The 22,557-nt window shown below is 74.2% G+C and carries 25 protein-coding genes; 14 read left to right on the top strand and 11 right to left on the bottom strand.

What is annotated here, in order from left to right; all coding sequences use genetic code 11:
* Positions 1-330 carry a metal-sulfur cluster assembly factor gene (locus ACFSBI_RS05625; RefSeq protein ID WP_377932888.1) on the top strand — a complete coding sequence of 110 codons (330 nt, stop codon included), beginning with the start codon at positions 1-3 and terminating at the stop codon, positions 328-330.
* A gap of 86 nt (positions 331-416) precedes the next feature.
* Here the strand turns inward: ACFSBI_RS05625 and ACFSBI_RS05630 are convergent, their stop codons facing one another.
* Positions 417-1,046 (bottom strand): biotin transporter BioY, encoded by a 630-nt coding sequence (locus ACFSBI_RS05630; protein ID WP_377932890.1) that lies wholly within the window; start codon positions 1,044-1,046, stop codon positions 417-419.
* Positions 1,047-1,178: 132 nt separating this feature from the next.
* Here ACFSBI_RS05630 and ACFSBI_RS05635 point away from each other — a divergent pair, with 132 nt between their 5' ends.
* Complete coding sequence (locus ACFSBI_RS05635; RefSeq protein ID WP_377932977.1) at positions 1,179-2,777, top strand: ABC-F family ATP-binding cassette domain-containing protein; 1,599 nt, start codon at positions 1,179-1,181, stop codon at positions 2,775-2,777.
* On the opposite strand, the gene ACFSBI_RS05640 is transcribed toward ACFSBI_RS05635, so the two are convergent.
* The 3 genes from ACFSBI_RS05640 to ACFSBI_RS05650 are packed head-to-tail and all read right to left on the bottom strand — an operon-like array spanning position 2,770 to position 4,275.
* The gene (locus ACFSBI_RS05640) at positions 2,770-3,660 is read right to left on the bottom strand and encodes an SURF1 family cytochrome oxidase biogenesis protein (RefSeq protein ID WP_377932892.1); all 891 of its coding nucleotides are present in this window, start codon (positions 3,658-3,660) and stop codon (positions 2,770-2,772) included. The two genes, ACFSBI_RS05635 and ACFSBI_RS05640, sit on opposite strands and share 8 nt — an antisense overlap.
* A gap of 7 nt (positions 3,661-3,667) precedes the next feature.
* Positions 3,668-3,871: a hypothetical protein gene (locus tag ACFSBI_RS05645; protein WP_377932894.1), complete on the bottom strand. Its 204-nt coding sequence runs from the start codon at positions 3,869-3,871 to the stop codon at positions 3,668-3,670.
* A complete protein-coding gene (locus tag ACFSBI_RS05650) occupies positions 3,868-4,275 on the bottom strand; it encodes a DUF3099 domain-containing protein (RefSeq protein WP_377932896.1) in 408 nt (135 codons plus the stop codon). The genes ACFSBI_RS05645 and ACFSBI_RS05650 overlap by 4 nt, the downstream gene beginning before the upstream one ends.
* An 83-nt stretch (positions 4,276-4,358) precedes the next feature.
* Here ACFSBI_RS05650 and fabG point away from each other — a divergent pair, with 83 nt between their 5' ends.
* Positions 4,359-5,087, top strand: a complete 729-nt coding sequence (fabG, locus tag ACFSBI_RS05655; protein ID WP_377932897.1) for a 3-oxoacyl-ACP reductase FabG — start codon at positions 4,359-4,361, stop codon at positions 5,085-5,087.
* Between the two features lie 49 nt (positions 5,088-5,136).
* Here fabG and serB read toward each other — a convergent pair whose 3' ends face one another.
* Together serB and glgC are read right to left on the bottom strand one after the other, a co-directional pair.
* Complete coding sequence (serB, locus tag ACFSBI_RS05660) at positions 5,137-5,793, bottom strand: phosphoserine phosphatase SerB (protein WP_377932898.1); 657 nt, start codon at positions 5,791-5,793, stop codon at positions 5,137-5,139.
* A gap of 34 nt (positions 5,794-5,827) precedes the next feature.
* The gene (gene glgC, locus ACFSBI_RS05665; RefSeq protein ID WP_377932900.1) at positions 5,828-7,069 is read right to left on the bottom strand and encodes a glucose-1-phosphate adenylyltransferase; all 1,242 of its coding nucleotides are present in this window, start codon (positions 7,067-7,069) and stop codon (positions 5,828-5,830) included.
* A gap of 97 nt (positions 7,070-7,166) precedes the next feature.
* Here glgC and glgA point away from each other — a divergent pair, with 97 nt between their 5' ends.
* The 3 genes from glgA to ACFSBI_RS05680 all read left to right on the top strand — a co-directional run bounded on the left by glgA (position 7,167) and on the right by ACFSBI_RS05680 (position 9,770).
* Positions 7,167-8,351 (top strand): glycogen synthase, encoded by a 1,185-nt coding sequence (gene glgA, locus ACFSBI_RS05670; RefSeq protein ID WP_377932901.1) that lies wholly within the window; start codon positions 7,167-7,169, stop codon positions 8,349-8,351.
* A 43-nt stretch (positions 8,352-8,394) separates the two neighbouring features.
* Positions 8,395-9,186, top strand: a complete 792-nt coding sequence (locus ACFSBI_RS05675; protein WP_377932903.1) for an ABC transporter ATP-binding protein — start codon at positions 8,395-8,397, stop codon at positions 9,184-9,186.
* Between the two features lie 335 nt (positions 9,187-9,521).
* A complete protein-coding gene (locus tag ACFSBI_RS05680; RefSeq protein WP_377932905.1) occupies positions 9,522-9,770 on the top strand; it encodes a type B 50S ribosomal protein L31 in 249 nt (82 codons plus the stop codon).
* Between the two features lie 114 nt (positions 9,771-9,884).
* Here ACFSBI_RS05680 and ACFSBI_RS05685 read toward each other — a convergent pair whose 3' ends face one another.
* Positions 9,885-10,751, bottom strand: coding sequence for an exonuclease domain-containing protein (locus tag ACFSBI_RS05685; protein WP_377932907.1), 867 nt, complete (start codon positions 10,749-10,751; stop codon positions 9,885-9,887).
* Between the two features lie 54 nt (positions 10,752-10,805).
* Between ACFSBI_RS05685 and ACFSBI_RS05690 the strand changes: the two genes are divergently transcribed.
* Together ACFSBI_RS05690 and ACFSBI_RS05695 are read left to right on the top strand one after the other, a co-directional pair.
* Positions 10,806-11,702, top strand: a complete 897-nt coding sequence (locus ACFSBI_RS05690) for an alpha/beta fold hydrolase (RefSeq protein ID WP_377932909.1) — start codon at positions 10,806-10,808, stop codon at positions 11,700-11,702.
* Positions 11,699-12,772 carry a glycosyltransferase family 4 protein gene (locus ACFSBI_RS05695; protein WP_377932911.1) on the top strand — a complete coding sequence of 358 codons (1,074 nt, stop codon included), beginning with the start codon at positions 11,699-11,701 and terminating at the stop codon, positions 12,770-12,772. Before ACFSBI_RS05690 ends, ACFSBI_RS05695 begins: the two co-directional genes overlap by 4 nt.
* Positions 12,773-12,782: 10 nt before the next feature.
* On the opposite strand, the gene ACFSBI_RS05700 is transcribed toward ACFSBI_RS05695, so the two are convergent.
* The 3 genes from ACFSBI_RS05700 to ACFSBI_RS05710 form a co-directional block, all read right to left on the bottom strand.
* Positions 12,783-13,394, bottom strand: a complete 612-nt coding sequence (locus ACFSBI_RS05700) for a histidine phosphatase family protein (protein WP_377932913.1) — start codon at positions 13,392-13,394, stop codon at positions 12,783-12,785.
* Between the two features lie 146 nt (positions 13,395-13,540).
* Positions 13,541-13,897: a GntR family transcriptional regulator gene (locus ACFSBI_RS05705; RefSeq protein ID WP_377932915.1), complete on the bottom strand. Its 357-nt coding sequence runs from the start codon at positions 13,895-13,897 to the stop codon at positions 13,541-13,543.
* Positions 13,894-14,736, bottom strand: coding sequence for an NAD-dependent protein deacetylase (locus ACFSBI_RS05710; RefSeq protein WP_377932917.1), 843 nt, complete (start codon positions 14,734-14,736; stop codon positions 13,894-13,896). Before ACFSBI_RS05710 ends, ACFSBI_RS05705 begins: the two co-directional genes overlap by 4 nt.
* A 45-nt stretch (positions 14,737-14,781) precedes the next feature.
* Between ACFSBI_RS05710 and ACFSBI_RS05715 the strand changes: the two genes are divergently transcribed.
* Both ACFSBI_RS05715 and ACFSBI_RS05720 read left to right on the top strand, forming a co-directional pair.
* Positions 14,782-15,594, top strand: a complete 813-nt coding sequence (locus ACFSBI_RS05715; RefSeq protein WP_377932919.1) for a TrmH family RNA methyltransferase — start codon at positions 14,782-14,784, stop codon at positions 15,592-15,594.
* A gap of 55 nt (positions 15,595-15,649) precedes the next feature.
* Positions 15,650-16,867: a D-alanyl-D-alanine carboxypeptidase family protein gene (locus tag ACFSBI_RS05720; RefSeq protein WP_377932921.1), complete on the top strand. Its 1,218-nt coding sequence runs from the start codon at positions 15,650-15,652 to the stop codon at positions 16,865-16,867.
* Between the two features lie 7 nt (positions 16,868-16,874).
* On the opposite strand, the gene ACFSBI_RS05725 is transcribed toward ACFSBI_RS05720, so the two are convergent.
* Positions 16,875-17,630 carry an SGNH/GDSL hydrolase family protein gene (locus ACFSBI_RS05725; RefSeq protein ID WP_377932979.1) on the bottom strand — a complete coding sequence of 252 codons (756 nt, stop codon included), beginning with the start codon at positions 17,628-17,630 and terminating at the stop codon, positions 16,875-16,877.
* Positions 17,631-17,818: 188 nt separating this feature from the next.
* Here ACFSBI_RS05725 and ACFSBI_RS05730 point away from each other — a divergent pair, with 188 nt between their 5' ends.
* The 4 genes from ACFSBI_RS05730 to ACFSBI_RS05745 are packed head-to-tail and all read left to right on the top strand — an operon-like array spanning position 17,819 to position 22,555.
* Entirely contained in the window at positions 17,819-19,621 is a 1,803-nt protein-coding gene (locus tag ACFSBI_RS05730; protein ID WP_377932923.1) for a DEAD/DEAH box helicase, read from the top strand.
* A gap of 39 nt (positions 19,622-19,660) precedes the next feature.
* On the top strand, positions 19,661-20,602 hold the full coding sequence (locus ACFSBI_RS05735) for a siderophore-interacting protein (protein WP_377932925.1): 942 nt from the start codon (positions 19,661-19,663) through the stop codon (positions 20,600-20,602).
* Positions 20,603-20,630: 28 nt separating this feature from the next.
* A complete protein-coding gene (locus tag ACFSBI_RS05740; protein WP_377932927.1) occupies positions 20,631-21,494 on the top strand; it encodes an MSMEG_6728 family protein in 864 nt (287 codons plus the stop codon).
* Positions 21,491-22,555: a VIT1/CCC1 transporter family protein gene (locus ACFSBI_RS05745; protein WP_377932929.1), complete on the top strand. Its 1,065-nt coding sequence runs from the start codon at positions 21,491-21,493 to the stop codon at positions 22,553-22,555. Before ACFSBI_RS05740 ends, ACFSBI_RS05745 begins: the two co-directional genes overlap by 4 nt.
* Positions 22,556-22,557: the final 2 nt, after the last annotated feature.

Below are 22,557 nucleotides of genomic sequence, written 5' to 3' on the forward strand. Positions count from 1 at the left end.
ATGGCCACGCCGCTCGCGCCCGAGCGCTTCGACGAGCTGCAGGAGGCGCTGAAGGACGTCGTCGACCCCGAGCTCGGGGTGAACGTCGTCGACCTCGGCCTGATCTACGACCTCGGCTGGGACGACGAGAACGACGCGCTCGTCATCAACATGACGCTCACCTCGGCCGGCTGCCCGCTGACGGACGTCATCGAGGACGAGACCGCGCAGGCGCTCGACGGGCACGTCGAGCGGTTCCGCATCAACTGGGTCTGGATGCCGCCGTGGGGCCCGGAGCGGATGACGGACGACGGCAAGGACATGATGCGGGCGATCGGCTTCCAGATCTGACCCCTGCTCGACCCGCAGGCGCCTGCTCGATCGGTGTCCGTGCTGCTCCGACGACGTCGGAGCAGCACGAGCACCGACCGATGCGATCAGCCGCGGAGGCGGGTCGCCCCGCGCCAGGCGAGCGGCAGCAGCAGGCCGGCCGCGACCGCCTTCACCAGGTCGCCCGCGAGGAACGGCACGAAGCCGGCGCCCCACACCGCGGCGGCGAGCGAGTCGTAGCCGAGCGCCCCGTGCCACACGGACGGGCCGAGCCGGCCGAGCACCGCCGCGAGCCAGGGCAGGCCGAAGGCGTACATCACGGCGGTGCCGGCGAGGAACGAGACGACCGTGCCGACGACGCGGCGGTCCCACGCGCGTCGCGCGAGCCCGCCGACCAGCGCCGCCGCGACCACGAAGCCCACGACGTAGCCGCCCGAGGTGAGGGCGAAGAGGCTGCCCGAGGCGCCCCCGGCGAAGACCGGCAGCCCCAGGACGCCGACCGCCAGGTAGAGCGCCATCGAGAGCGCCCCGCGCAGCGGTCCGAGCACCGTGCCGACGAGCAGCACCCCGAACGTCTGCCCCGTCATCGGCACCGGCCACATCGGCACCGTCAGCTGCGCGAGCCCCGCGGTGAGCGCCGCGCCGGCCACCACCAGCGCGGCGTCGACGGCGAGCGAGCGGGGCAGCACGCGGTCGACGAGGACCGGGCGCACAAGGGCGGGCGAGAACGACGACACGGGGCTCCTGACCGGGCGCGGCGGAAGGAGGCCGGCCCCGACCTAAACTAGGGAGTCCGCCGCCACGCGCTCCTGTGCCCGTCGCACACGCCTCCGGCGGAATCGTCGTCGATCCCCTCCAAGGAGCTCGCTCTGCTCGCCGTGCATGATCTCGAGATCACCGTCGGCGCCCGCCGGCTGATGGCGGACGTCGAGTTCCGCGTCTCCGCGGGGGACAAGGTCGGGCTGGTCGGCCGCAACGGCGCTGGCAAGACCACCCTGACGAAGACCCTCGCGGGGGAGACGCAGCCGACCGCGGGCCGGATCGAGCGGTCGGGGGAGATCGGCTACCTGCCGCAGGACCCGCGGGCCGGCGACCCGGAGCAGCTCGCCCGCACCCGGATCCTCGACGCCCGCGGGCTCGGCTCGCTGCAGCTGCAGATGGCCGAGGCGACCGAGCGGATGGGCTCCGACGACCAGGCGGTCGCGCAGAAGGCGATCAACCGCTACGCGCGGCTGGAGGAGGAGTTCACCGCGAAGGGCGGGTACGCCGCGGAGGCCGAGGCCGCCTCCATCTCGTCGAACCTCGCCCTGCCGGACCGGATCCTCGACCAGCCGCTCCGCACCCTCTCCGGCGGCCAGCGCCGGCGCATCGAGCTCGCGCGGATCCTGTTCAGCGACGCCGGCACCCTGATCCTCGACGAGCCGACGAACCACCTCGACGCCGACTCGATCATCTGGCTGCGCGAGTTCCTGAAGACCTATCGCGGCGGCGTCATCGTGATCAGCCACGACGTCGACCTCGTCGGCGAGGTCGTCAACCGGGTGTTCTACCTCGACGCGAACCGGCAGGTGCTCGACGTCTACAACATGGGCTGGAAGCAGTACCTGCGCCAGCGGGAGACGGACGAGCAGCGTCGCAAGCGGGAGCGGCAGAACGCGGAGAAGAAGGCGTCCGCCCTGCAGCTGCAGGCCGCCAAGATGGGCGCGAAGGCGACGAAGGCCGTCGCCGCGCAGAACATGGTGCGCCGCGCGGAGCGGCTGCTCTCCGGCCTCGAGGAGGTCCGCCAGGTCGAGCGGGTGGCGAAGCTGCGCTTCCCCGACCCGGCGCCGTCGGGGAAGACGCCGCTGATGGCGAGCGACCTGTCCAAGTCCTACGGCTCGCTCGAGATCTTCTCCGCGGTCGACCTCGCGATCGACCGCGGCAGCAAGGTGGTGGTGCTCGGGCTGAACGGCGCCGGCAAGACGACGCTGCTGCGCATCCTCGCGGGGGTCGACCGGCCCGACACCGGCCAAGTGGAGCCCGGGTACGGCCTGCGCATCGGCTACTACGCGCAGGAGCACGAGACCATCGACGTCGCGCGGTCGGTGCTCGAGAACATGCTGTCCGCCGCGCCCGCGCTGTCGGCGACGGAGGCCCGCCGGGTGCTCGGCTCGTTCCTGTTCACCGGGGACGACGGCGACAAGCCAGCGGGCGTCCTGTCCGGCGGCGAGAAGACGCGGCTCGCGCTCGCGATGCTCGTGGTGTCGGCAGCGAACGTGCTGCTGCTCGACGAGCCGACGAACAACCTCGACCCCGCCAGCCGCGAGGAGATCCTCGGGGCGCTCGCGAACTACAGCGGCGCGGTGGTGCTCGTCAGCCACGACGAGGGGGCCGTGGAGGCGCTGAACCCGGAGCGCGTGCTGATCATGCCCGACGGCACGGAGGACCACTTCAACGCGGACTACCTGGACCTGATCTCGGTCAGCTGACCGGCCTGCGGCGGTCCTCCCCGCCGACGGGCAGCTCCTCCAGGGCGTCCTCGACGGCCTCGTCGGAGGGCGCGCGGCGGGACCGGCGCACGGCGGCCCGCGCGTCCGCCGCGAGGATGACCTCGTCGCCGGCGTCCTGCAGCTCGCGGCGCACGGACCACGCGAGGGCGAGGAAGCCGAGCATCGCGAAGAGGATCCACTGGATCGCGTAGGAGAGGTGCGTGCCCTCGTCCACGCCGGTCTGGGTGTCCGGAACGATCCGCGACGGCACCTCGGCCGGCTGGGGGGACTCGGACGCGACCTGGCCGTACGCGCCCGTGTAGGTCGGAGCGCCGACGTCGCGGGCGACCTGCTGCAGGTCGATGGACGGGATCTGCCCCGCCGGAGCGGTGCGGCCCGCGAGCGGCCCCTCGTCGCCCTGCAGGCGCGCGTCCACGACGACCCGGCCGGACGGCGGCGCGGGCACGCTGTCCGGCGCGTCCTGCGTCGTGCCGACCGACACCCAGCCGCGGTCGAGGACGAGGACGTCCCCATCGTCGAGGCGGAACGGGGTCAGCACCTCGAACCCCGGGTTCCCGTCCTGCACCCGGTTGCGCACGAGCAGCTGCCGGTCGGTGAGGTACTCGCCCGAGACGCGCACGGTCCGCCAGCGCTCGCCGGGGTCCCATGCCGTCAGCGACGGCAGGAGCTCGGCGAGCGTCGCGGGAGGAGCGGTCGTGTTCGCGGCGATCAGCGCGCTCGCCTGCGCGGTCTCCTCGCGCCGCGCGAACTGCCACCACGACAGCAGCCCGCAGCCGATCGCGAAGCCGATGACGAGCGCGAGCGAGCGCCGCCACCGGCCGTTCGAGACCAGGGCGGCCGCGATCCTGCCGACCTGCCGCACGAGTCGGTCAGCGTACCGGCTCGACCGGACGCACCTGCAGCGGGAAGGCGCGGGCGCGCAGGAAGTCGGTGAGGAAGGGGACGTGCTCCTCGCACGCGAGCCACGTCTTGCTGCGGTCGCCCGTGTGGATCCGAGGGTTCCGCCAGTCGATCGCGGTGGAGGCCTGCTGCCGGCAGCCGGCGCGCGAGCAGGTGCGGCGCTCCTCCGTCACTCCTGGCGCTGCCACTGCGGCTGCGCCGCACCCGGCGCGGCCTCGGGCTCGGTCGTCGACCACGCCCGAGCGTCGTCCTGCGACGTCCATCCGGTCCCGTCCGAGGGGGAGGACCAGGAGGGCTGGGCGCGCTCCTCGAGCGCGAGCCGGCCCTGCTGCAGCCCGGGGCTGATCGGCGACGTCCCCGCCGCCGACCCCGCGTTGGCGAGGATCACCGCGATGTAGGGCAGCACGACCGCGCCGATGCCGAACACGAGCTTCCACCAGCCCGGCACGAAGAAGACGAGGACGAAGCACGCCGTGCGGATCGACATGGCCGTCGTGTACGCGCGCATGCGCTTCTTGCGGTCCTCGGCGGGGGAGAGGTGGAGGGCAGTCGCGGACTGCACGGCGTTGCGAGTCACAGTGGGGACAACGTACGCCGCCCGGCCGGTGTTCCTCACCGGATCTGTAGGCTCCCGGGAGCCTTCCGGAAGGAGACGCCCCCGTGACCGATGACCCTCAGGCGCCCGCAGGCCGCGTCGTGCTCGTGACCGGCGGCAACCGCGGCATCGGCCGCGCGATCGCCGTCGCGTTCGGCGCAGCCGGCTACCGCGTCGCGATCACCTCGCGCGACGGGTCCGGCCCCGCCGGCGTGCTCGCGGTGCAGGCGGACGTCACCGATGCCGTCGCCCTCGACGCGGCCTTCCGCGTGGTCGAGGCGGAGCTCGGCCCCGTCGAGGTGGTCGTCGCGAACGCCGGCATCACCCGCGACACGCTGCTGCTGCGGATGTCCGAGGACGACTTCGACGACGTGGTCGCCACGAACCTCGGCGGCGCCTTCCGGGTCGTGAAGCGCGCCTCGAAGGGGATGCTGCGCGCCCGCTTCGGGCGCGTGATCCTGATCTCCAGCGTCGTCGGCATGCTCGGCTCCGCAGGCCAGGTGAACTACGCCGCGTCGAAGTCCGCGCTCGTCGGCTTCGCGCGCTCGTTGACCCGCGAGCTCGGCGCCCGCGGGATCACGGCCAACGTCATCGCTCCGGGCTTCATCGAGACGGACATGACGGCCGCCCTGCCGGAAGCGACGCAGACCGAGTACAAGGGCCGGATCCCCGCCAGGCGGTTCGGCACGGTCGACGAGGTCGCGCGGACCGCCGTCTGGCTCGCCTCCGACGACGCCGCCTACATCTCCGGTGCCGTCATCCCCGTCGACGGCGGCCTCGGCATGGGCCACTGACGGCTTCTATATCGCGATAGCTGCCGCCTCGACGTCGTCGAGGCGGCAACTATCGCGATACGAGCGCTTGGTCGACGCCCAGGAGGGCGAGCACCGGACGCATCGACGGGCCGGGCAGCACGACGTCCGCCCGCGCGCGGACCGCGGGCTTCGCCGCGAAGGCGATCGACAGGTCCGCAGCGCCCATCATGAGCAGGTCGTTCGCGCCGTCGCCGATCGCGACCGTCGTCCGCGCCCCGAGCTCGGCCGCCCACTCCTCGAGCGCCGCCCGCTTCGCCTCAGCGTCGATCACCGGCCCCTCGACACGACCCGTCAGCCGCCCCCGATCGACGCCGAGGTCGTTCGCGCGCCAGCGGTCGAGGCCGAGCCGCCGCGCCAGCGGGTCGAGCACCTGACGGAAGCCGCCGGAGACCGCGGCGACCGCGCCGCCGGCGCCGTGCACCGCGGCGATCAGCTCGGGCACGCCGGGGGTGACCGTGATGCGCGCGCCGACCTCCTCGAACACGGAGTCCGGGAGCCCCTCGAGCAGCGCGACCCGGCGGGCGAGGCTCGCGGCGAAGTCCAGCTCGCCGCGCATGGCGGACTCGGTCACCGCGGCGACCTGCGCGCCGACCCCGGCGTGCTCGGCGAGCAGGTCGACGACCTCCTGCTGGATCAGCGTCGAGTCGACGTCGAGCACCACGATCACGCGCGTCACGCGCCCCATGCTGCCAGGGACGTCGATGCCGGGGCCGTCGCGGTCAGGGGAGGACGCGGACGCCCTTCCCGACCACGGTGATCCCGCTGTCGGTCACCGTGAAGCCGCGCTCGCGGTCCCGCTCGTGCTCGACCCCGACCCGGGCGCCCTCGCAGACAACGACGTTCTTGTCGAGGATCGCGCGCTGCACCACCGCGTTCGCGGCCACGCGCACGCGGTCGAACAGCACCGAGTCGATCACCGACGCGTTCGACTCCACGCTGGCCCACGGCCCGAGCACGCTGTTCTGGATGCGCGAGCCGGAGAACAGGGAGCCGGGCGACACGATCGAGTCGTGCACCACGGTGTTGTTGCCGTAGGCGTCGCGGTTGAACTTCGCGGGCGGCGAGTTCAGCGTCTGCGTGTAGATCGGCCAGGACCGGTTGTAGAGGTTGAACACCGGCAGCGCGGACACGAGGTCCATGTGGGCGTCGTAGAACGACTCGATCGTCCCGACGTCCCGCCAGTAGAAGCGGTCGCGGTCGGTCGAGCCCGGCACCTCGTTGCGGTTCAGGTCGTAGACCCCGGCCTCGCCCTTCTCCACGAAGGCGGGGACGATGTCGCCGCCCATGTCGTGGTCGGAGCCGGGGCGATCGGCGTCCTCGAAGAGCTGCTCCACGAGCGCGTCCGCGTCGAAGACGTAGTTGCCCATGGAGGCGAGCACCTCGCCCGGACTGTCCGGCAGCCCCTCCGGGTCCTTCGGCTTCTCGAGGAACTCGCGGATGACCGTCGGGTCGGCCGGGTCCACGTCGATGACGCCGAAGCTGCTCGCGAGCTCGATCGGCTGCCGGATCGCCGCGACGGTCGCCTTCTTGCCCGACGCGATGTGCGCGTCGATCATCTGGCTGAAGTCCATCCGGTACACGTGGTCGGCGCCGACCACGACCACGATGTCGGGGCGCTCGTCGCCGATCAGGTTGAGGCTCTGGAAGATCGCGTCGCCGCTGCCGAGGTACCAGCGCTTGCCGAGGCGCTGCTGCGCCGGCACCGACGCCACGTAGGCGTTCAGCAGGCCCGACAGCCGCCAGGTCTCCGCGACATGGCGGTCGAGGCTGTGCGACTTGTACTGGGTCAGCACGACGATCTGCGTCAGCCCCGAGTTGATGAGGTTCGACAGCGCGAAGTCGATCAGCCGGTACGCACCCCCGAACGGCACCGCGGGCTTGGCGCGGTCCTCCGTCAGCGGCATGAGGCGCTTGCCCTCGCCGCCCGCGAGCACGATGCCGAAAATCTTCTTCGATGGCATGGCGCACACCGTAGTCCCAACGAACGTCCACGTTTCCAGGGAAATCCCCTGTCACGGGCCCCTCTTCGGGTCTGGGGCCGAGGGCTAGGGTGGCGCCGTGCGCGTCGATCTGCTGACGAAGGAGTACCCGCCGGACATCTACGGGGGAGCGGGGGTGCACGCGGCCGAGCTGGTGAAGGCCCTCCGCAGCCGCATGGAGGTGCAGGTGCGCTGCTGGGGCGCGCCGCGCGACGAGGCCGACGTCACCGCCTACCGGACGCCCGGTGAGCTCGCCGGGGCGAACGGGTCGCTCGCGACGCTCGGGGTCGACCTGCAGATGGCGCAGGACGTCGGCGGCGCCGACGTCGTGCACTCCCACACCTGGTACGCGAACGCCGGCGGGCACCTCGCGAAGCTGCTGCACGGGGTGCCGCACGTCGTCACGGCGCACAGCCTCGAGCCCCTGCGGCCCTGGAAGGCCGAGCAGCTGGGCGGCGGCTACCGCATCTCGAGCGAGATCGAGCGCACCGCCTACGAGGCCGCGGACGCCGTCATCGCCGTCAGCCGCGGCATGGGCGACGACATCCTGCGCAGCTACCCGGCCGTCGACCCGGCACGCCTGCACGTCGTCTACAACGGCATCGACCTGTCCGCCTGGAAGCCGAACGACGACCTGGACGTCGTGCGCTCCTTCGGGGTCGACCCCGACCGCCCCACGGTGATCTTCGTCGGCCGCATCACGCGCCAGAAGGGGCTGCCGTTCCTGCTGCGGGCCGTCGCCCAGCTGCCCCCCGAGGTGCAGGTGGTGCTCTGCGCCGGCGCGCCCGACACCCCCGAGATCATGGCCGAGGTCTCCGGCCTCGTCGCCGCCCTCCAGGAGGAGCGCAGCGGGATCGTCTGGATTGAGCGGATGCTGCCGCGCGACCAGCTGACCGCGCTGCTGACCGCGGCCGACGTCTTCGTCTGCCCCTCCGTCTACGAGCCGCTCGGCATCGTGAACCTCGAGGCGATGGCCTGCGGCACCGCGGTGGTCGGCACCGCGACCGGCGGCATCCCCGAGGTCGTCGTGGACGGGGAGACCGGCCGGATCGTGCCGATCGACCAGGTGCAGGACGGGACCGGCACGCCGACCGACCCGGAGCGCTTCGTCGCCGACCTGGCGCGGATCCTGACCGACACGGTGCTCGACCGGGAGACCGCGCGCCGCTACGGCGAGGCGGGCCGCGAGCGGGCCAGGACCGTCTTCGACTGGGACGCGATCGGGGCGCAGACGGAGGAGATCTACCGGTCGCTGATCGCGTAGGCGGCGCGGGCCCGGCGTCCGCCTCGGGCCCTAGGGTGGCCGTATGCCTGTGGTGCTGCAGTTCGACGACGTCTCGCTCACCAGGAACGGCACCACGATCCTCGACCACGTGTCGTGGGCGGTGGACAGCGCCGAGCGCTGGGTGATCCTCGGGCCGAACGGCGCGGGCAAGACCTCGCTGCTGCAGCTCGCGGCCGCGCAGACCCACCCGAGCCGCGGCACCGTGACGGTGCTCGAGGCCGAGATCGGCCGCGTCGACGTGTTCGAGGTGCGGCCGCGCATCGGCTTCGCCTCGAGCGCCATGGCGCGGCGGATCCCCGCGTCGGAGACCGTGCTCGACGTGGTGCTGACGGCGGCGTACTCCGTGACGGGGCGCTGGAGCGAGCAGTACGAGGACATCGACCTGCGGCGCGCGAACCGGGTGCTCGCCGAGTGGCGCCTCGACCACCTGACCGACCGCCGCTTCGGCGACCTGTCGGACGGCGAGCAGAAGCGGGTGCAGATCGCGCGCTCCGTGATGACGGACCCGGAGCTGCTGCTGCTCGACGAGCCGGCGGCGAGCCTCGACCTCGGCGCGCGCGAGGAGCTGCTGCAGCTGCTCGGCGGGTACGCAAGCGCGCCGGCCGCGCCCGGCATGGTGATGGTCACCCACCACGTCGAGGAGATCCCGGTCGGCTTCACGCATGCGCTGCTGCTGCGCCGCGGTGCCGTCGTCGCCGCGGGCCCGATCGCCGAGACGATCACGGCCGAGCGCATCGAGGAGACGTTCGGGCTGCCGGTGGAGATCACCGAGCGCGACGGCCGCTACGCCGCCCGCGCAGTCGTCGAGGTCTGAGCTCCTCCTTCCCGGAGCGCGCGGCCCGCGACCGGCTTCGCCGGCCCCGTCCCGCGTGCTTCGCCTCCGCTGCGCTGCGGCGGGCTCTCGGCGGCGGAGGCGGAGTCCGTCAGCAGGAACGGTCACCGTCAGCAGGAGGAGCGGGGCTGCTGGTTCCTGCTGGACGTCGTCGTTCCTGCTGTCGGGGTCGGTGCTGCCGCCTCGAGCTCGACGGGCGGAGCGCCCCGGCCACTGCTGCGTCGCTCTGGTAGCATCGACGGTCGGCCGCCAGGCGGCCCTCCGCCGCGGCTCCGCCCGGCCACCGACTCGTTCTCGATCCGAAGAGGTCCAACGCCATGAAGTCCGGCATCCACCCCGAGTACCGCCCCGTCGTCTTCCGCGACCTCGCCAGCGGCGAGACGTTCCTCACGAGGTCGACGGCCGGCAGCGGCAAGACGATCGAGCTGGACGGCGAGACCTACCCGGTCATCGACGTCGAGATCTCGTCCGCGTCGCACCCCTTCTACACGGGCAAGCAGCGCATCCTCGACAGCGCCGGCCGCGTCGAGAAGTTCAACCAGCGCTTCAAGAACTTCGGTCGCTGACCCGAGCGTTCGTCCGAAGGGCCCCGGTCGTCGACCGGGGCCCTTCGTCGTCCGGGGCCCATCCCGACCGGCTCCATCCGCGGGCGGGGCACTCGGCTCCGATCGACGGATGCGTCAGCGGTGGGGCCAGGCGCCGCTCGTGGTGAACGAGGGGTCGCGCTTCTCGCGCATGTAGGTCTGGAATCGCTCCGCCTGCTCGGCGCACCACCCGATCTGCGCCTCGTGGAGGTCGGCCGCCGACATCGAGAGCTCCGGGCCGAAGCGCCGGGCCATCGCCTGCGCCACGCGTCCCGCCGCGATCGCGTCGGCGCCCGCGTCGTGCGCGTCCGTCAGCGCGACCCCGTACGCCGCCGAGGTCGCCGACAGCGTCCGCTTGCCCTTCCGGTAGCGGTCCAGCGCCTTGTCGATGACGAGCGGGTCCACGACGGGCGCCGCGGTGGAGAGCGGCTCGACCCCGTGGCGCCGCGCCTCGGCCGTGAGCAGGGTCAGGTCGTACGGCGCGTTGTAGACGACGAGCGGGAACCCGCGCGCGAAGACGCTGCGGATCACCGCGAGGATCTCCGGCACCACCTCGCCGGGCGGGCGGCCGAAGCGCCTGGCGCGCTCGGTCGAGACGCCGTGCACCGCGGTCGCCGCGTCCGGGATGTCGACCCCGGGGTCGACGATCCACTCGTGGCGCTCGACGACCTGCCCGAACTCGTCGAGCACTCCTACATGCGCCGTCACGATCCGGGCCGTGCCCGTGTCCACCCCGGTCGTCTCGAGGTCGAAGACCCCCAGCGCCGCCGCCCAGCCGGGCGCCGGCGCCACCTCCTCCACCAGCTCCTCGAGCTCGAAGAGCACGGCGTCCGCCCCCACGTCCGTCACGCGCCGCACGTTAGGGCGCCCCTCCGACAGCCGTCGGACGCCGTGCGCGAGCAGCCCGGCCGTGGCGCCGAGCAGCACGGGCACCGCCACGTCGCGCAGCCGGTCGAGCCTCATGCCGCCAGGGTGCCGCGGGGGTGCGACAGCGGCCGGTTCCTAGACTCGGCCGCGATGAAGATCGTCCCCTCGCCCTACGCGGCGCGTCTCACCCGCACGCCGGTCGTCCAGCACGAGACGGCGGTGGACGGCGTCCGCGCCTCCTGGTGGGAGTACGGCCTGCCGGGGGAGGGCCCGGCCCTGCTGCTCGTCCACGGCTTCCGCGGCGACCACCACGGCCTCGAGCCGGTCGTGGCGTTCCTGCCGGGCGCCCACGTCGTGGCCCCGGACCTGCCGGGGTTCGGCGCCTCCGAGCCGCTGCCCGGCACGCACTCCATCGACGGGTACGCGGCCTGGCTGGCCCGCTTCGCCGCCGAGGTCGGGCTTGGCCCGGAGACCGTCGTCCTCGGGCACTCGTTCGGCTCGATCGTCGTCGCGAAGGCGCTCGCGGACGGGCTGCCCGCCGCCCGGGCCATCCTCGTGAACCCCATCGCCGCCCCCGCGCTCGCGGGCCCGAACGCGGTCGGGACGCGGCTCGCCTCCCTGTACTACGCGATCGGCGAGCGGCTGCCGGAGCGACCCGGCCGCGCGCTGCTCGACCACCCGGCGATCGTCCGCGGCGCCGGCGCCTTCCTGGCCAAGACCAAGGACCGGGCGCTCCGACGCTGGATCCACGACCAGCACGACCGCTACTTCTCCGGCTACGCGAGCCGCCGCGTCGTGCTCGAGGCCTACACGGCGTCCGTCACCCACGACGTGTCCGAGTGGCGCGACGCCCTGACCCTGCCGGTGCACCTGATCGCGGGGGAGCACGACGACATCACCGCGCTCGCCGACGTCCAGGCGCTCGCCGCCGCGCTGCCCGACGCGACGATCGCCGTGATCCGGGACGTCGGGCACCTGATCCACTACGAGACGCCCGAGCAGGCGGCGCGCGAGGTGGCGGCCTTCGCCGGGATCCCGGCCTCGTGAGGCTCGTCGTCGACTGCCGGTACGTCCGGCGCGACGGCCGGCACGACGGCATCAGCCGGTACAGCGCCGGGATCACCGCCGCGCTCGGCCGGCTCGTGCCCCTGACGATGCTGATCGACGACGAGCGGCAGCTGCGGCTGCTGCCCGACCTGCCCTGGCACCGGATCGCGCCGCCCACCCGTCTCGGCGAGCCGTGGATCCCGCGCGCCGTGAACCGGCTGCGACCCGACGTCGTCTTCTGCCCGCTGCAGACCTCCGGCTCGATCGGCCGCCGGTACGGGCTCGTGCTGACGCTGCACGACCTCATCTACTACCGCCATCGCACCCCGCCCGCCGAGTTCTCCTGGTGGGTCCGGCTCGGGTGGCGGCTGCTGTACCTGTCCTACCTGCCGCAGCGGCTGCTGCTGCGCCGTGCCGACGAGGTCGTGACCGTCTCGGCGACGGTGGAGGGGGAGATCCGCGAGCACCGGCTGTTCCGCGGGCGGGTGACGGTGGTGCCGAACGCCGCCGACGCCCCGCCGATGGCGGCGGCCGCTCCCGGCCCCCGGGAGCGCTCCATCGTCTACATGGGCGCCTTCATCGCCTACAAGGACGTCCCGACCCTGGTGCGCGCGGCGGCGCTGCTGCCCGGCTGGACGCTGCACCTCGCCAGCCGGATCGGCGCCGGGGAGCGGGCGGCGCTCGAGCAGCACGCCGCCGGGGCCCGGCTCGTGTTCCACGACGGCGTCGACGAGGCGGAGTACGCCGCGCTGCTCGACCGCGCCACGGCGCTCGTCAGCGCGTCCCGGGACGAGGGCTTCGGGCTGCCGGTCGTCGAGGCGATGGCGCGGGGCGTGCCGGTCGTGCTGACGGACGTGCCCATCTTCCGCGAGGTCGGGGGCGCGGCCGCGCTGTTCGCCCCCGCGGGCGACGCCGGCGCCTTCGCCGCCGCGATCGCGGGGCTCGAGGATCCGGAGGAGTGGGCCCGCCGCTCGGCCGCCTCGCTCGAGCAGGCGGGGCGGTACGGGTGGGACGCCTCCGCGCGCCGGCTCCTGCCCGTCCTCGAGCGGGTCGCCGCCCGCCGCCGCTGACCGGAGCAGGTCAGTCGGCGGTGCGGACCGGCTCCTCGGACGGCAGGAGCGCGTCGCTCCAGGCCCGGCCGGCGGAGCTGACGAGCGTGAGCACGCCGTCCTCGACCCGGAACACGTGGTCGCTGCCGTTCTCGATCCGGACCCCGTGCTCGGGCCACGCCCACCGGGTCGCGTGCCGCACCAGCGAGCCGATGACGCCGCCGTGCGACACCACCAGCACCCGCTGGCCGGGGTGGCGGCGGGCCAGGTCGAGGAGCGCGGGGAGCACCCGCTCGACGGTCTGCTCGCGGGACTCGCGGGCGAGCAGGTGCCCGGCGAAGGCGGCGTCGATCTCAGCCCCGGTCATGCCCTCCGCGTCGCCGTAGTCCCGCTCGACGAGCGCGTCGACGAGCTCGACGTCGTCGCTCGCGCCGATCTCGCGGGCGATGATGCGGGCCGTCTCGGCGGCGCGGCTCAGCGGGCTCGCCACCACGGCGTCGAACGCGTCGTCGGCGAGCCTGCGGCCCGCCTCCCGCGCCTGCGCCCGGCCGGTGTCGTTCAGGGGGATGTCCGTGCGGCCCTGCACGCGACCCGTGCGGTTCCACTCGGTCTCGCCGTGGCGCACGAGGACGAGGTCGGTCACGCGGCTCCAGTCGGCCCGGGTCGGAAGGGCCGCAGCAGCCTACCGGCGCGCCCGGCCGGACTCCTGCGGTCCTCAGGTGCAGATGCGGCCGCACGGGGCGCCGCAACTGCACCTGACGGCCGCACGAGTCCCTCGGCAGCGGGCGCTCAGCCGGTGCCGAGCGCCCGGTCGACCGCCCGGCGGGCGTCGGCGGGCGCGACCCCGAGGGCCCGTGCGCGCTCGGCGAAGTCCGCCGCGGCCTGCTGCAGGCGCCGCTCGCCCTCGTCGGGCGACCAGGCCACGACGGTGCCGGCGCGACCGCGCGTCTCGACGAGCCCCTCCGCCTCGAGCTCGCGGTAGGTGCGCGCCACGGTGTTCACGGCGAGCCCGAGGTCCTCCGCGAGCCGTCGCACCGTCGGCAGGCGGGAGCCCGCGGCGAGGTCGCCGGAGCGGATCCGCTCCGCGAGCTGCGCCCGCGCCTGCTCGAACGGCGGCACGGGGGAGTCGGGGTCGAGCGCGATCACGACGCGAGCAGCCGGTCCTGGAGCGCCGTCAGCGTCTCGCTCGTGCCCGCGTCGAGCTTCAGCGTCGCGGTGCGGTCCGCCTTCGTCGAGCCGCGGTTCACCACGACGATCGGGATCCGCTTGCGGCGGGCCCGCTCGATCAGCCGGATGCCGCTGTTCACGGCGAGCGAGGAGCCCGCCACCAGCAGGGCGTCGGCACGCTCGACGACCGCTGCGGCCTCCACGAAGCGCTCCCGCGGCACGAACTCGCCGAAGAACACGACCTCCGGCTTCAGCATCCCGCCGCACACCGAGCAGTCGGGGACGACGAACGCGGAGACGTCGCCGACGTCCGCGTCGCCGTCCGGGTTCAGCGTCACCGACGAGCCCGCGGTGAACCAGGCGTTGTCCGCCTCGATGCGCTCGGCGATCGAGGCTCGGGCGAACAGCTGGCCGCAGACGAGGCAGACGACCCGGTCGACGGAGCCGTGCACCTCGACCACGTGCCGGCTGCCGGCGCGGCCGTGCAGCCCGTCGACGTTCTGCGTGACGACGCCGAGGACGCGGCCCGCCTGCTCCAGCTCCGCGAGCGCGCGGTGCCCGGCGTTCGGCCGGGCCGCGGTGAAGCGCGCCCAGCCGAGGTAGCTGCCGGCCCAGTAGCGCTGGCGGAACGACTCCGCGGACCGGAACTGCTGGATCGTCATCGGCGAGCGCTTCGGCGCGCCCTGCCCCCGGTAGTCGGGGATGCCGGAGTCCGTGCTGATGCCCGCGCCGGTCAGCACCGCGATCCGACCCGCGAGCAGGTCCACCGCCTCGTCGATCGCGGTGGTGGTGCGCACCGCGGCCGCCTCCCCGCCCATGGTCTGGAATCGTACCGACGGTCGCACGAGCGGGAGGAGCGGACGATGCGGGTGCTGCCCCTCGACGAGCACGGCCTCGACGCGCCGGAGCTGAAGGACTTCACGCGGCTGACCGACGTCGCGCTGCGCCGCCTGCTCGAACCCGCCGGCGGTCTGTACCTCGCCGAGTCGACGAAGGTCATCGAGCGCGCGATCGCCGCCGGGCACGCGCCGCGGGCGGTGCTGACCCGGGCGGAGTGGCTGCCGGTGCTCGAGCCGCTGCTCGCCGGATTCCCGGACGTGCCCGTGCACGTCGGGGAGGACCGCGTGCTCGAGGCGCTGACCGGGTTCCACCTGCACCGCGGCGCGCTGGCGTCCATGCACCGGCCCCCGCTGCCCGACCCGGCCGCGCTGCTCGCCGGCGCGCGCCGGGTGGTCGTGCTGGAGGACGTCGTGGACCACACGAACGTCGGCTCGGTCTTCCGCAGCGCCGCGGCGCTCGGGGCCGACGCGGTGCTCGTCACGCCCCGGTGCGCGGACCCGCTGTACCGCCGCAGCGTCCGCGTCAGCATGGGGACGGTGCTGCAGGTGCCGTGGACGCGGCTGCCGGGGTGGCGCGAGGCCGGGCCCCTGCTGCGGGAGGCCGGCTTCCGCGTCGCGGCGCTCGCCCTCGCGGACGACGCGGTCGACCTCGACGCGCTCGCCGCCGACCCGCCGGATCGGCTCGCGCTCGTGCTCGGCGCGGAGGGCGACGGGCTGAGCCGTGCCGCGCTGGCGGTCGCCGACACCGTGGTCACGATCCCCATGGCGCACGGCGTCGACTCGTTGAACGTCGCGGCGGCCGCCGCGGTCGCCATGTGGAGCGTCCGCGTCCGCTGACGACACCCCGCCCCCCGGACGGGGGTGGTCGCGGCGCCGCCTCTACACTCGCCGCGTGCCGCGGACGGAGACCCCTCGCTACGGGCTCCGCAGGGCGGTCGCCGCCGTGCTCGGCGTGTTCATCCTGGTCGTCGGGGTCGGCGTGCCCGTCGCCATCGTCTCGCCCGTGCCGGCCGCGGTCGCGCACGTGTCGGCGGCGGAGCTGGAGGACACGCGGGCGGCCGATCCCGCGCTGCCCTCCTTCGGCTCCGCCGGCATCGGCGCGGTCGGGCTGCCGGGACTGCTCGCGAAGTCCGGGCCGCAGCGCCCGCGGACGATGGCGAGCATCACGAAGATCGTCACGGCGCTCGTCGTGCTCGAGGCGAAGCCGCTCGGGCCGAAGGAGCAGGGCCCGACCATCACGTTCACGCAGCGCGACGTGTCGATCCTCTCCGACGTCATCGCCCGTAACGGGTCGTGGCAGGAGGTGCGGGCGGGCTGGCGCACCAGCGAGCGCGCCGCGCTGGAGACGATGCTGATCCCGTCGGCGAACAACTACGCCACCTCGCTCGCGGTGTGGGCCTACGGCTCGGAGGGGGCGTACCTGAAGGCGGCGCGCGCCTGGCTCGGGCAGCACCACCTCGACGACACGACGGTGTTCGACGCGAACGGCCTGGACGAGGACAACAGGAGCACCCCCGCGGACCTCGTCGAGCTGGGGCGGCTCGCGCTCGCCGACCCCGTCGTGGCGTCGATCGTCCGGAAGCCGTCCGCGCAGGAGCCGAACGTCGGCGGGCTCGAGAACACGAACGAGCTGCTCGGCGACGACGGGATCGACGGCATCAAGACGGGCACGTACACGACCGGCGCGAACCTGCTGTTCAGCGCCGACGTGACGGTCGGCTCCCGCACGGTGCAGCTGGTCGGGGTGATCCTCGGCGCGAGGACGCACCCGGAGCTCGACGCGAAGGTCCCGGCGCTGCTGCGGAGCGTGCGGAAGGGCCTGCACGACGTCGAGCTGACGACGAGGGGGGAGTCCTTCGCGACCTATCGCATGCACTGGGGCGGGGTCGCCCATGCGGTGCCGAAGCGCTCGGAGTCGATGCTCGTATGGGGGCGGGTGCGCGTCGAGCGGCACGCGGACGTGAAGCGGATCACCGGCGGCCGGAAGGGCGAGCGGGTGGGGTCGGTGACCTACTCGGTCGGGAAGCGGACCGTGTCGGTGCCGCTCGTGCTCGACCGCGACGTGCTCGCCGCGCCCGTCTGGTGGCGGCTCACCCACCCCGTGCGCTGAGCGCCGCTCAGAAGCCGGGGCGCTTCGGCGGCACGTGGTCGCCCGAGGAGACGCCGCGGATGCGGCGGCCGACCCACGGCATCAGGTGCTGGCGCGTCCAGACGAGGTCCTCGGCCCTCGCCTCCCGCCAGGTGCGCGGCGGCAGCGGTGCGGGGGAGGACGGCTGCAGGTCGTTGTCCACCCCGAGCGTCGCGAGGACCATCCGCGCGACCTCGTGGTGCCCGAACGCGTTCAGGTGCAGCCGGTCCGCGCACCACAGGTCCGCGCGCTGGATCGCCTTCAGGCTCCACTGGTCCGCCACGAGCGCGCCGTGCCGGGCGGCGATGCCGCGAAGCAGCTCGTTGTAGACCGCGACCCGCCCGCGGATGTGCCGGAAGACGGGGGAGAAGGCGACGTCGACGCCCGTGAAGAGCACGACCGTCGCCCCGGAGCCCGCGAGCCGCGCCATGCCCTCGTCGAGGCGGGCCGCGAGGCGGTCGGGGTCCGCGCCGGGCCGGATCACGTCGTTGCCGCCCGCCGAGATCGTGATCAGGTCGGGCTGGAGCGCGAGGGCGGGCTCGACCTGCTCGTCGAGGATCCGCTCGAGGAGGCGGCCGCGCACCGCGAGGTTCGCGTACGAGAAGCCGTCCGTCGTGGCGCCGAGCACGTCGGCCACGCGGTCCGCCCAGCCGCGCAGGCCGCCGGGGCTGGCGGGGTCCGGGTCGCCGTAGCCCTCGGTGAAGGAGTCGCCGATCGCGACGAACCGGTGCCAGGGGTGCTGCATCACCGCTCCATGATCCTCCTGCGGTCGCTGAGGGCTGTCCGCGGGCCGGGTGGTCTCGAGGCTCCTTCGTCGCACCTCGACCGGCGGAGGCGTCGCACCTCGACCGGTGGATTCAGGGGCGCGGCGGCGCGCCCGGTGGGCGGGGCGCTCGGCGTGCCGGGGAGGCGGCGGTTAGCGTGGACGACCGCATGAGCACCCACCTCTTCGACGCGGCGCCCGGGGCACAGCAGGCGGCCGCGCTGTCGCCCGCCTTCCCCGACCGCGCCGCCCGCGGCACGGGCCCCAAGCTGCGGCGCTGGCAGGAGGAGGCGCTCGCCGCCTACTTCGAGCGCGAGCCGCGCGACTTCCTCGTCGCCGCCACCCCCGGCGCCGGCAAGACCACCTTCGCCCTGCGCCTCGCGAAGGAGCTGCTCGCGCGCGGCGAGGTCGACCGCGTCACCGTCGTCGCGCCGACCGACCACCTCAAGCGGCAGTGGGCCGAGTCGGCCGAGCGCGTCGCGATCCACCTGAACCCGGTCTTCCGGAACTCCGACGGCTGGCTCGGCAAGCACTGGCACGGCGCCGCGCTGACCTACGCCCAGGTCGGGGTCGACGCGGCCGTGCACAAGCGGCTCACCGAGGGAGCGCGCACCCTGGTGATCCTCGACGAGGTGCACCACGGCGGCGACGCCCTCTCCTGGGGCGACGCGATGCGCGAGGCCTTCGGCGGCGCGACCCGCCGGCTGTCCCTGTCGGGCACCCCGTTCCGCAGCGACACCGCCGCGATCCCCTTCGTCGAGTACGCCCCCGACCAGCACGGCATCCGGACGTCGCTCACGGACTACGCCTACGGCTACCGCCGCGCGCTCGAGGACGGCGTCGTCCGCCCCGTGCTGTTCATGGTCTACTCCGGCGCGATGCGCTGGCGCACCAGCGCCGGCGACGAGGTCAGCGCCCGCCTCGGCGAGCCGCTGACGAAGGACATCACGGCCCAGGCCTGGCGGACGGCGCTGTCGCCGGAGGGCGAGTGGATCCCCGCCGTCTTGAAGGCCGCCGACCAGCGGCTCACCGAGGTGCGGCGTCACGTCCCGGACGCCGGCGGCCTCGTGATCGCCTCGGACAAGACCGTCGCGCGTGCCTACGCGAAGCAGCTGAAGGAGCTGACCGGGCAGGCGGCGACCGTCGTGCTCTCGGACGAGAAGGAGGCGAGCGACCGGATCGCCGCGTTCTCCGCCGGCACCGACCGCTGGCTCGTCGCCGTGCGGATGGTCTCGGAGGGCGTCGACGTGCCGCGCCTGTCGGTCGGGGTCTACGCGACGAACGCCTCCACCCCGCTGTTCTTCGCGCAGGCGATCGGGCGCTTCGTGCGGGCGCGGAAGCGCGGCGAGACCGCGTCGGTCTTCCTGCCGAACGTGCCGGTGCTGCTGAAGCTCGCGGAGCAGCTCGAGCTCGAGCGGGACCACGCCCTCGACCGGCCGGAGGCCGAGGCGGGCGACCCGATGGCCTCCGGGCTCGACGACGCGGCGCTCGACGCGGCGAACCGCTCGGAGAAGGCGTCGGAGGCGATGACGGCCCTCGGTGCCTTCCAGGCGCTCGGCAGCGACGCCGCCTTTGACCGCGTGCTCTACGACGGCGGCGAGTTCGGCTTCGAGGCGGAGGTCGGCAGCGAGGAGGAGCTCGACTTCCTCGGGCTGCCCGGGCTGCTCGAGCCCGACCAGGTGCGGGACCTGCTGCAGCACCGCCAGGCGAAGCAGCAGCGCCGCGGGAAGAAGGCGCCGGTCGCGGCACCGGCCCCCGCGCCGCTCGCGGACATCCCGCTGCACCGACGGATCAAGGAGCAGCGGCAGCTGCTGAACGACCTCGTCGGGCTCTGGTCCCACCGCACGAACGCCCCGCACGGCGCCATCCACAGCGAGCTGCGCCGCACCTGCGGCGGGCCGGCGGTCGCGCAGGCGAGCCCGGAGCAGCTGGAGGCGCGGATCGCGCTGCTGCGCAAGCGGATCAACGGCTGACGCTCGCCAGCTGGAGCAGGTGAGGTTAGCCTTACCTGCATGACCCTCGTCGCGCCGTCCAGCGTCGACACCCAGGACCCGCAGCAGCCGTTCCTGCTGCACCGGGTGCGGGTGGCGCGCCGCCTCCGCGTCTCCGAGGGCTTCATGCGGATCACCTTCGCCGGCCCCACGCTCGACCGCTTCGCCGATCCAGGACTGGACCAGCGCATCAAGCTGATCCTCCCTGCCGCCGACGGCAGCCTCGACGCGATGCCCTTCGCCGCCGACTGGTACGCCGCCTGGCGCGCGCTGCCCGACGAGCGGCGGCCGGTCGTGCGGACCTACACGACCCGAGCGGTGCGCCCGGAGGCGCGGGAGGTCGACGTCGACCTCGTGCTGCACGAGCCGTGCGGGCCGGCCGGCCGCTTCGCCGCGGGGTGCGCCGAGGGCGACGAGGTGGTGCTGCTCGGGCCGAACCGCGGCTGCCCGGGCGGCGCCGGGGGCGTCGACTTCCGCCTGCCCGCCGCCGCACGATCGGTGCTCGTCGCGGGCGACGAGACGGCGCTGCCCGCCATCGCCCGCATCCTGGGCGGGCTGCCCTCGGAGATCACCGGACGGGTCCTGCTCGAGGTGCCCCACGCGGCCGACGCGGCGCAGCTGCCCGCCCACCCGGGGGTGACGGTGACCGTGCTCGAGCGCGGCGACGCCCGGGTGGGCTCGCGCCTGCTCGACGCCGTGCGCGTCGCCGCCTCGGCGCTCACCACGCCGCACCCCGGCGTCGAGCCCGAGGACGTCGACATCGACTCCGCCGAGGGGATGCTCTGGGAGGTCCCGGGCGAGGCGGCGCCGGCGGACGCGCAGGCGCCCCTCTACGCCTGGCTCGCGGGCGAGGCCGGCGTCATCAAGGCGCTGCGTCGCGTGCTCGTCGGCGAGCTCGGCGTCGACCGCCGCTCGGTCGCCTTCATGGGCTACTGGCGGGCCGGTCGCTCCGAGGGGACCTGACCGGGGCGCAAGTAGGGTCGGTCCGGCCATGCAGACCTTCCTGCCCTCCGCCGACTTCGCCGAGAGCGCGGCCTCCCTCGATTCCGCGCGGCTCGGCAAGCAGCGCGTCGAGACGCTGCAGATCCTCCGCGCGCTCGTGCTGCCGACGTACGGCTGGCAGCGGCACCCGGCGGTCACCATGTGGCGCGGACACGTGCCTGCCCTGACCGCCTACGGTCTCGCCGTCGTCGACGAGTGGCGCGAGCGCGGCAACGCGGACGCGGTGCGCGAGCAGCTGCTCGAGTTCGCGCCCGAGGTCGCGGGGCGCTCGCAGCAGCGGCTCGCCGTCGAGGGGCTCATGCCGGACTGGCTCGGGGACTTCGCCGTGCACGAGAGCCACCGCTCCAAGCTGATCGCGAAGGACCCCGGGTTCTACCTGCCGCGCTTCCCGGGCACGCCGCTCGGACTCGACTACGTGTGGCCGGAGGGCGTCGGGACGCACGAGGCGGAGGACGCGCACGAGCTGTGGGTGCTGCGGGTGCCCTTCCTCGAGCCGTGGCGGGCGATCGGGATGCTTGGGCTGCCGGACGCGGGCCCGCGCGGCGCGACCGCGGCGTGGCGGACGCAGCTGCGGTCGTTCGAGGACGAGCTGGTGCCCGGGGTGGTGCTCGGCGTCTCCGCGGAGGACGACGCCCGGCGCGTGCACCTGGCCGAGGTCGCCGGCCCCGCCGCTCCCGCCACGATCGACGGCACCGGCTACACCGCCGTCGCGGCGGAGTTCACCGGGCTCGCCGTGCAGCGCCGCGCGCTGCCGACGCCCGCTGCCCTGCAGAACCCCCGCCGCTTCTTCCGCGTCCCGCTGCCGGTGCCGGTGGGCGACCTCGTCACGCATGCGGAAGACTTGACGGAGTGACGTCCCCGAGCCGCGAGCAGATCCGCCGCTGGCGCGGCTACCTCGCCGACGAGCGCGCCGAGGCCGCCGTCTACCGGGACCTCGCGACCCGGCGCACCGGCGCCGACCGCGAGATCCTCCTCGAGCTCGCCGAGGCGGAGCGCCGCCACGAGCAGCACTGGCTGGACCTGCTCGGACCCGAGGGGGATCGTCCGACCCGGGTCGGGCTGCGCACCCGCGTGCTCGGCCTGCTCGCACGCCGCTTCGGCTCGGTGTTCGTGCTCGCGCTGCTGCAGCGCGCCGAGGCCGGATCCCCCTACGAGGAGGACCGCGACGCCACGAGCCGGATGGCCGCCGACGAGCGCATCCACGAGGAGGTCGTGCGATCGCTCGCCATGCGCGGCCGCGCCCGGATCTCCGGCACCTTCCGCGCGGCCGTCTTCGGCGCGAACGACGGCCTCGTGAGCAACCTCGCGCTCGTGCTCGGGGTCGGGGCGGCGGGTGCGGGGAACGGTCTCGTGCTGGCGACGGGCGTCGCCGGGCTGCTCGCCGGTGCGCTGTCGATGGGGGCCGGGGAGTACGTCAGCGTCTCGTCGCAGCGCGAGCTGCTCGAGGCGTCCCGCCCGTCCCCGGAGTCGGGCCGCGCGCTCACGCGGATCGACCTCGACGCGAACGAGGTCGCGCTGGTCTTCCGGGCGCGCGGCATGGACGAGGACGAGGCAGCGGCGCAGGCGGCGCTCGTGCTCGGGGAGCGGGAGCGGGAGCGGCCGACGCTGCCGTCGCTCGACGTCGACGTGGAGGCCGTGGGCACCCCGATCGGTGTCGCCGCCTCGAGCTTCGGGTTCTTCGCCACGGGTGCGCTGGTGCCGATCGTGCCCTACCTGCTCGGCCTTTCCGGAGGAATCGCGGTCGCCGTCGCCTGCGTGCTCGTCGGCATCGCGCTGATCGGCACCGGGGCCGTGGTCGGGCTGCTGTCGGGCGCGTCGATGGTGAAGCGCGCAGGCCGGCAGCTCGCGATCGGGTTCGGCGCCGCAGCGGTGACCTACGCGCTCGGGCTCGCCTTCAACGCCGCCGGGATCTGACG

Source organism: Amnibacterium endophyticum (assembly GCF_042680685.1).
Classification (GTDB): domain Bacteria; phylum Actinomycetota; class Actinomycetes; order Actinomycetales; family Microbacteriaceae; genus Amnibacterium; species Amnibacterium endophyticum.

Coding starts and splice junctions, on each gene's coding strand:
- ACFSBI_RS05625 (WP_377932888.1), top strand. CDS start 1: ATGGCCACGCCGCTCGCGCCCGAGCGCTTCGACGAGCTGCAGGAGGCG.
- serB (WP_377932898.1), bottom strand. CDS start 5,793: ATGGGGCGCGTGACGCGCGTGATCGTGGTGCTCGACGTCGACTCGACG.
- glgC (WP_377932900.1), bottom strand. CDS start 7,069: ATGCCATCGAAGAAGATTTTCGGCATCGTGCTCGCGGGCGGCGAGGGC.
- ACFSBI_RS05675 (WP_377932903.1), top strand. CDS start 8,395: ATGCCTGTGGTGCTGCAGTTCGACGACGTCTCGCTCACCAGGAACGGC.
- ACFSBI_RS05680 (WP_377932905.1), top strand. CDS start 9,522: ATGAAGTCCGGCATCCACCCCGAGTACCGCCCCGTCGTCTTCCGCGAC.
- ACFSBI_RS05685 (WP_377932907.1), bottom strand. CDS start 10,751: ATGAGGCTCGACCGGCTGCGCGACGTGGCGGTGCCCGTGCTGCTCGGC.
- ACFSBI_RS05690 (WP_377932909.1), top strand. CDS start 10,806: ATGAAGATCGTCCCCTCGCCCTACGCGGCGCGTCTCACCCGCACGCCG.
- ACFSBI_RS05710 (WP_377932917.1), bottom strand. CDS start 14,736: ATGGGCGGGGAGGCGGCCGCGGTGCGCACCACCACCGCGATCGACGAG.
- ACFSBI_RS05715 (WP_377932919.1), top strand. CDS start 14,782: ATGCGGGTGCTGCCCCTCGACGAGCACGGCCTCGACGCGCCGGAGCTG.
- ACFSBI_RS05725 (WP_377932979.1), bottom strand. CDS start 17,630: ATGCAGCACCCCTGGCACCGGTTCGTCGCGATCGGCGACTCCTTCACC.
- ACFSBI_RS05730 (WP_377932923.1), top strand. CDS start 17,819: ATGAGCACCCACCTCTTCGACGCGGCGCCCGGGGCACAGCAGGCGGCC.
- ACFSBI_RS05735 (WP_377932925.1), top strand. CDS start 19,661: ATGACCCTCGTCGCGCCGTCCAGCGTCGACACCCAGGACCCGCAGCAG.
- ACFSBI_RS05740 (WP_377932927.1), top strand. CDS start 20,631: ATGCAGACCTTCCTGCCCTCCGCCGACTTCGCCGAGAGCGCGGCCTCC.